General features: G+C 71.0%; 5 protein-coding genes. All 5 read left to right on the plus strand.

The window, feature by feature from the left end; genetic code table 11:
* Positions 1 to 118: 118 nt before the first annotated feature.
* A complete protein-coding gene (locus ACZ58V_RS25890; RefSeq protein ID WP_471292660.1) occupies positions 119 to 1,171 on the plus strand; it encodes a permease in 1,053 nt (350 codons plus the stop codon).
* On the plus strand, positions 1,168 to 1,881 hold the full coding sequence (locus ACZ58V_RS25895) for a TIGR03943 family putative permease subunit (protein WP_468192709.1): 714 nt from the start codon (positions 1,168 to 1,170) through the stop codon (positions 1,879 to 1,881). Before ACZ58V_RS25890 ends, ACZ58V_RS25895 begins: the two co-directional genes overlap by 4 nt.
* Before the next feature lie 64 nt (positions 1,882 to 1,945).
* A complete protein-coding gene (locus ACZ58V_RS25900; protein ID WP_471292663.1) occupies positions 1,946 to 2,353 on the plus strand; it encodes a Pycsar system effector family protein in 408 nt (135 codons plus the stop codon).
* 393 nt (positions 2,354 to 2,746) lie between these two features.
* The gene (locus tag ACZ58V_RS25905) at positions 2,747 to 3,991 is read left to right on the plus strand and encodes a PP2C family protein-serine/threonine phosphatase (protein ID WP_468192707.1); all 1,245 of its coding nucleotides are present in this window, start codon (positions 2,747 to 2,749) and stop codon (positions 3,989 to 3,991) included.
* Between the two features lie 885 nt (positions 3,992 to 4,876).
* Positions 4,877 to 5,905, plus strand: a complete 1,029-nt coding sequence (locus tag ACZ58V_RS25910) for a transposase (RefSeq protein WP_471292666.1) — start codon at positions 4,877 to 4,879, stop codon at positions 5,903 to 5,905.
* Positions 5,906 to 6,000: the final 95 nt, after the last annotated feature.

The following is a 6,000-nucleotide window of genomic DNA, read 5'->3' on the forward strand; positions in this document are numbered from 1 at the left end:
CCTCACCGGGACGGCTGGTTCCAGAAGGGAACCGAGGCGGGTGAACGCCCGGGCCCGTCCGTCCGTACCGAAGGGGAGGCAATGCATGCCCATGCGCACCACCGGAGGTACCGGGCCCGTGGCCACCACGAAGACCGTCCCGAGGGAGAGCGGCGAGCACGGGGACATCGAGACGGACCGGGGCCGCGAAGGCCGGGAAAGCCGGGAAGGCCGGGACCAGGGCAGACACCTCGATTCCGCCCTCCTGCTGACCCTTCTGCTGGTCACGGCGGTGATGTTCCAGGGCCCGATCCGCGGGGCCCTGGCCGCACCCGTGATGCAGAGCTGGATGACCGTGTTCGTGGCGGTCATGGTCCAGGCGCTGCCGTTCCTGGTCCTCGGCGTGCTGCTGTCGGCGGCGATCGCGGTGTTCGTGCCGCCGTCGTTCTTCGCCCGGGCCCTGCCGAAACGCCCGGTCCTCGCGGTCCCGGTCGCGAGCGCGGCGGGCGCGGTGCTGCCGGGCTGCGAGTGCGCCTCGGTGCCGGTCGCCGGAGCACTGGTGCGCAGAGGCGTCACCCCCGCGGCGGCGCTGGCGTTCCTCCTCTCCGCGCCCGCCATCAACCCGATCGTGCTGACGGCGACGGCCGTGGCCTTCCCCGGCAACCCCGAGATGGTCCTGGCCCGACTCGTCGCGAGCCTGCTGGTGGCCTGCGCAATGGGCTGGCTCTGGCACCGTCTCGGCCGCACGGACTGGCTGCGGCCCCCGGCCAGGGCGTCGTACGAAGGGCAGAGCAAAGGCGCGGCCTTCTGGGGCTCGGTACGCCACGACGTGACGCACGCGGGCGGCTTCCTGGTGATCGGCGCGATGGCCGCCGCGACGCTGAAGGCGGTGGTCCCGGCGGAGTGGCTGCGCCTGGCGGCCGGACACCCCGTGGTGTCGGTCCTGGCCCTCGCGGTCCTGGCCGTCCTCCTCTCCATCTGCTCGGAGGCGGACGCGTTCGTGGCGGCGTCCCTCACGCAGTTCTCCCTGACGGCCCGTCTGACATTCCTCGTCGTCGGACCCATGATCGACCTGAAGCTCTTCGCGATGCAGGCGGGCACCTTCGGCCGCGCCTTCGCCCTGCGCTTCGCCCCCGCGACCTTCGCCCTGGCCGTCGCCGTATCGGCCCTGACCGGAACGGTCCTGCTGTGAACCGCCTCGCCCAGAGCGCCCTCCTCTTCCTCCTGGGCGCCACGCTCCTGCACGCCGGCATGACCGACCTCTACCTGCGCTACGTCAAGGCCGGCCTGCGCCCCCTGGTCCTGCTGGCGGGCGCGGTACTGATCGCGACGGCGGCGGCAACACTCTGGTACGACCGCCGAGGCAGCGGGCACGCCCACGATCACCAGCACCACCACGAACCCCGCGTCACCTGGCTCCTCACGCTCCCCGTCCTGGCCCTGATCCTGGTCGCCCCGCCGGCCCTGGGCTCCTACAGCGCGTCCCACACCGGCACGGCCCTCCAGAAACCCTTCGGCTTCGCGGACCTCCCCGCCGACGGCCCCCTCCGCCTGGGCGTCGCCGACTACGCGGGCCGAGCGGTCTACGACGAAGGCCGCTCCCTCCACGACCGCGAGCTGAAGATCACCGGCTTCGTCACCCTGGACCGCGCCGGAACCCCCTACCTGGTCCGCATGGGCCTCAACTGCTGCGCGGCGGACGCCCAGCCGGTCAAGATCGCCCTGACCGGCGACATCCCCCCGGTCCTGAGCCCGGACACCTGGCTGGAGATCACCGGCCGCTACACCCCGCGCCGCACCAAGGACCCGGTCAACGACGGCCCGATCCCGTACCTCGAGGTCACCCGCGCCAAGCCGGTCCCCACCCCGCACGACCCCTACGACGAAACGTGGAACACCTGAAGTGGCGTACTAGAGCGCCCACTTGCGGGTACCCGTGAAACCCGCTGTTCAGCGAGGGGGACACATGACCACACTCGAAGGCGACCGCATCGCGGAACGCGACCGCGCGCGCTTGACCGTGGCCCGTGAGGAACTGGCGAAGGCCGACAGCAGAGCCGGACTGATCCTGGCGACCCTGGGCGCGGCGCTGACGGCCCTCCTCGGCGCGATCAGCACGGGCGTCATCGCGCCCGGACAGTACGCGGCAATCCCCCAGCTCCTCGTCTGGTCCGGCTGCGCGGCCTGCGCCCCGTCCCTCGTCCTGCTCGGCCTGGCGGCCAAGCCCCGGCCGGGTTCCACCGTCGCGACCCCACTGGAGTCCCTGTCCCGCACGACCTCGCTCAAGTACCGCCGCATACACCAGGCCATGACGTGGGGCGCGGTCTTCCTGGTTCTCACCCTGGCGGGGACCCTGGCCGGGGCGCTCACCTAGGGCCTGTCGGCAAGACTGCGACTCAGCCATAGGGAAGGTTGGTGCTTCCTGATCGGTCAGGCCCTCGATCGGGATTGCCGTCCCGGCCGGGGGCCGTCGTCTGTGTGAGGTTGTGGCGGCGAACGAAACGGCCCGTTACCCGCCTCTGCAAGCCGGTCACTCGGACGGGTGACGCGGGCTTCCTGGCCGGGGAGGGTGGGTGGGCGGGTAGTTCTTTCCCCCGGTTCTTTCAGGAGGTCAGCGGCCCGCCGGCCCCTCTTGGACAAAGGGCCGGTGAGCCCGGAAGGCGGACGGGGGCCGGGGCCTGACGGGGGAGCGGTGGTCCGGCGGCGCGGCGCGTTCCCTCCTATCGTGGATCCGCACAGTGACGGTCGGCGCCGAGGCGGGCAACACATGACGGAACCGCAGATCGACTACGCGGCGGTCTTCCACGCCCTGCCCGGCATGGTGGCTCTGCTCACCCCCGAGCTGGTGTACGCCGACGCCAACGAGGACTTCCTCCGGCTGGCCGGGCGCACGCGCGAGCAACTGCTGGGCCGCTACATCTTCGACGTGTTCCCCGAGAACCCCAACGACCCGGCCGCGGCCGGCATGCGGGAGACCCGGGCGTCGATGCTCCGCGTGGTGGCCACCGGCGAGCGCGACACCATGGCGCTGCTGCGCTACGACATCGAGGACCCCGAGCGGCCCGGCCACTGGGTGGAACACTTCTGGAGCCCGGTCAACGCACCCGTGCTGGGCCCGGACGGGCAGGTGACGCTGATCGCGCACCGGGTGGAGGAGGTCACCGAACTCATCCACGCCCGCGCCCGTGCCCGCGGCGGCACGGGCGGCGAGAGCACCCGGGCCCGCGTGCTGGAGGCCGAGCTCTACACCCGCTCCCGTGAACTGCAGGAAGTCAACGAACGCCTGCGTCGGGCCCACGCGCGCGAACGCGAGGTCGCCCTGGCCCTGCAGGCGGCGATGCTGCCCGCACCGGAGCCGGTCGGGCACCATCGGGCAGCCGTCCGCTACCGGCCCGCCGTCGGCACCCTGAACGTGTGCGGCGACTGGTACGACCTGGTCGACCTGCCCGGCGACCGCATCGCGGTCGCTGTCGGCGACGTCGTCGGCCACGGCCTGGAAGCGGCCGGTGTCATGGGGCAGCTGCGCAGCGCGCTGAGCGCCGCCGCCCGTGTCGCCGACGGCCCGGCCCGGGCGCTGGAGGCCCTCGGCCTGTACGCCCGCCATGTCGACGGTGCGGAGTCGACCACGGTGGTGAAGACCTACATCGACTGGGAGAACCACACCCTCACGTACAGCAGCGCGGGCCACCCACCGCCCGCCCTGCTCCACCCCGACGGCACGGTGACCTTCCTCGACCAGGCGACCGACCCGCCTCTCGGCGCGCGCCCCGAACACGTGCCGCGGCCGGAGGCCCGTACGGCCTTCGCCGAGGGCGCCACCCTGGTCCTCTACTCCGACGGCCTGATCGAGCGCCGTGACGAGGACATCGACACCGGCCTGGCCCGCCTCGCCGACTCCCTCGTCCGCCACGGCCGAGCCGATCCCGAGGCCCTGGCCGACGCCCTGCTGGCAGACCTCCTCCCACCCTCAGGCAACACGGACGACACGGCGCTGGTCATCATCCGCCTGTGAGGCCAGAATCGGAGTCCTCTCTTCCGTGGGAGGTTTTCGGCCGGCCCTCAGCAGGGGTTCAAGGGAAAGCTCAGGTGACTCGGTGTTCGCGAGTGGCGACGTGCAGACGTTTCACGTCAATCAGCGGGTGAGGCTGCTGTATCCCCTTGTTGCGCGCTGGTGGCCTGTGTCTATGGCGACTGTTGCGTTTGACGGGACATGACAACCCGCTCAAGCGCTTTCAGTCAGCGACCGGGGGGGACCGGAGTCGCCACGGGGGAGGGGGAGTTCCCTATGCCGCGACGCCGGCAGTCAGTTCAACATCTGCGGACGCAAGCCCGCCGCCTCCGCGACACCTACGACGCGTCCCGCCGCGAGTTCACCGCCACGGCCGCGAGATCCGCCCGGTACGACAACAGGCTCTTGCTCCCCGGTGGCGGGCCCGTCGAGGTGACCCGGTGTTTCGTCTTCACCTACACTCACCGCCCGGGCCGAGCCTGGACGCCGAGGGTTTCCGAGCCGTGCTACCGCTTCACCCGGCCCGTCCCCGGCAACGACGGCCAGGGTTCCGCCACAGCGGTTCCGACGTCGTCGTGCTGACCCTGAGGCCATGACAAAGGGCCTGATCCACTCACTGGATCAGGCCCTTGACCTGGTACTTCACTGTCGGGGTGGCGGGATTTGAACCCACGACCTCTTCGTCCCGAATGAGGGTCGGGCCAGATCTTCACCGGCTTGTTTGCTGTTTTGCCTGGTCAAGGCGTTGGGGTGCGGGGGTCTCGGGTGGGCTGGGAGAGGCTCGGGGAGCGGGTTGGCTCCCAGATGGCTCCCAGAGCACGGTGTACTTCCCTGCGTTGCGCTAGCCGCGTGCCACCGACCCGCGACCTCAGCTCTACCACGGGCCGGATGTACCTGCCCCAGACCGACATCGAACTGCCCGGCATCCTGCCGCTCGTCTTCACCCGCCGCACCGAGTCGGGTTGCGCGGTCGGCCGCTTTCTGGGGCCCGCCTGGACGTCCACCGTCGACGAACGTCTGCGGATCGACGCCATCGGAGTCATCCACGTCACCGCCGACGGGCTCCTGATCCAGTACCCGCACCCGGCCCCGGGCGCGCCCACCACTCCGGCACCGGGCCGGGCCCGCACCCTGCTGGCCCGTGACGCCAACGGCGACTACACGGTCACCGACCGCGACAGCCGCCTGACCTTCCATTTCACCGCCCCGTTCGGCAGCGAACCGGGGGGCGACGGCGAGGCTTGGCTCTCGGGCATCACCGAACGCAACGGCCACACCATCACCATCGACCGCGCCGAGGACGGCCTGCCGCTGGCCCTGGTCCACTCGGCGGGCCACCAGGTGAAGCTGTCCGTCGCCGACGGCCTGGTCACCGCCCTGTCCCTGGCCGGCGCGGGCGAGACCGGCGTGGACCTGCCCCTGATGAACTACGGCTACCAGGACGGCAACCTCACCACCGTCACCAAACCCTCCGGCGCCACCACCACCTTCGTCTACGACGACCGCGACCGCGTGGTGGCGGAGGGCGGCGAGGCGGTCCGCGTCCAGATCACCCTGACCTACACCGAACCCGACCCAGAAACCGGGCCACCGCACCACCACACTCACCACCGCCGGCGGACACAGCACCCGCCACATGCTCGGCCCGGGCTGCCGTCTCCTAGGCGGTTTCGTTTGGATCAGCCGGTCGTTGGTCCGGGTGTGCCGTTGACTGACGCGCAGTGGGCACGGATCGAGCCGTTACTCCCGGACCGGACGCCGAAACGGGGTGGCCGGTGGAGGGATCACCGCGAGGTGATCGACGCCATCGCCTTCAAGTTCCAGACCGGAACGCAGTGGGTCCACCTGCCGGAGAAGTACGGCAATTGGCGAGGCGTCTACAACCGGCTGCGGATGTGGGCCATCGACGGCACCTGAGAGCGGGTGTTCACGACGCTGATGGCCCAGGCCGACGCCGAAGACGACCTGAACTGGGCCGTCTCGGTGGACTCCACCATCGTGCGGGCCCACCA

It is taken from the genome of Streptomyces sp. NPDC040589 (assembly GCF_055594445.1).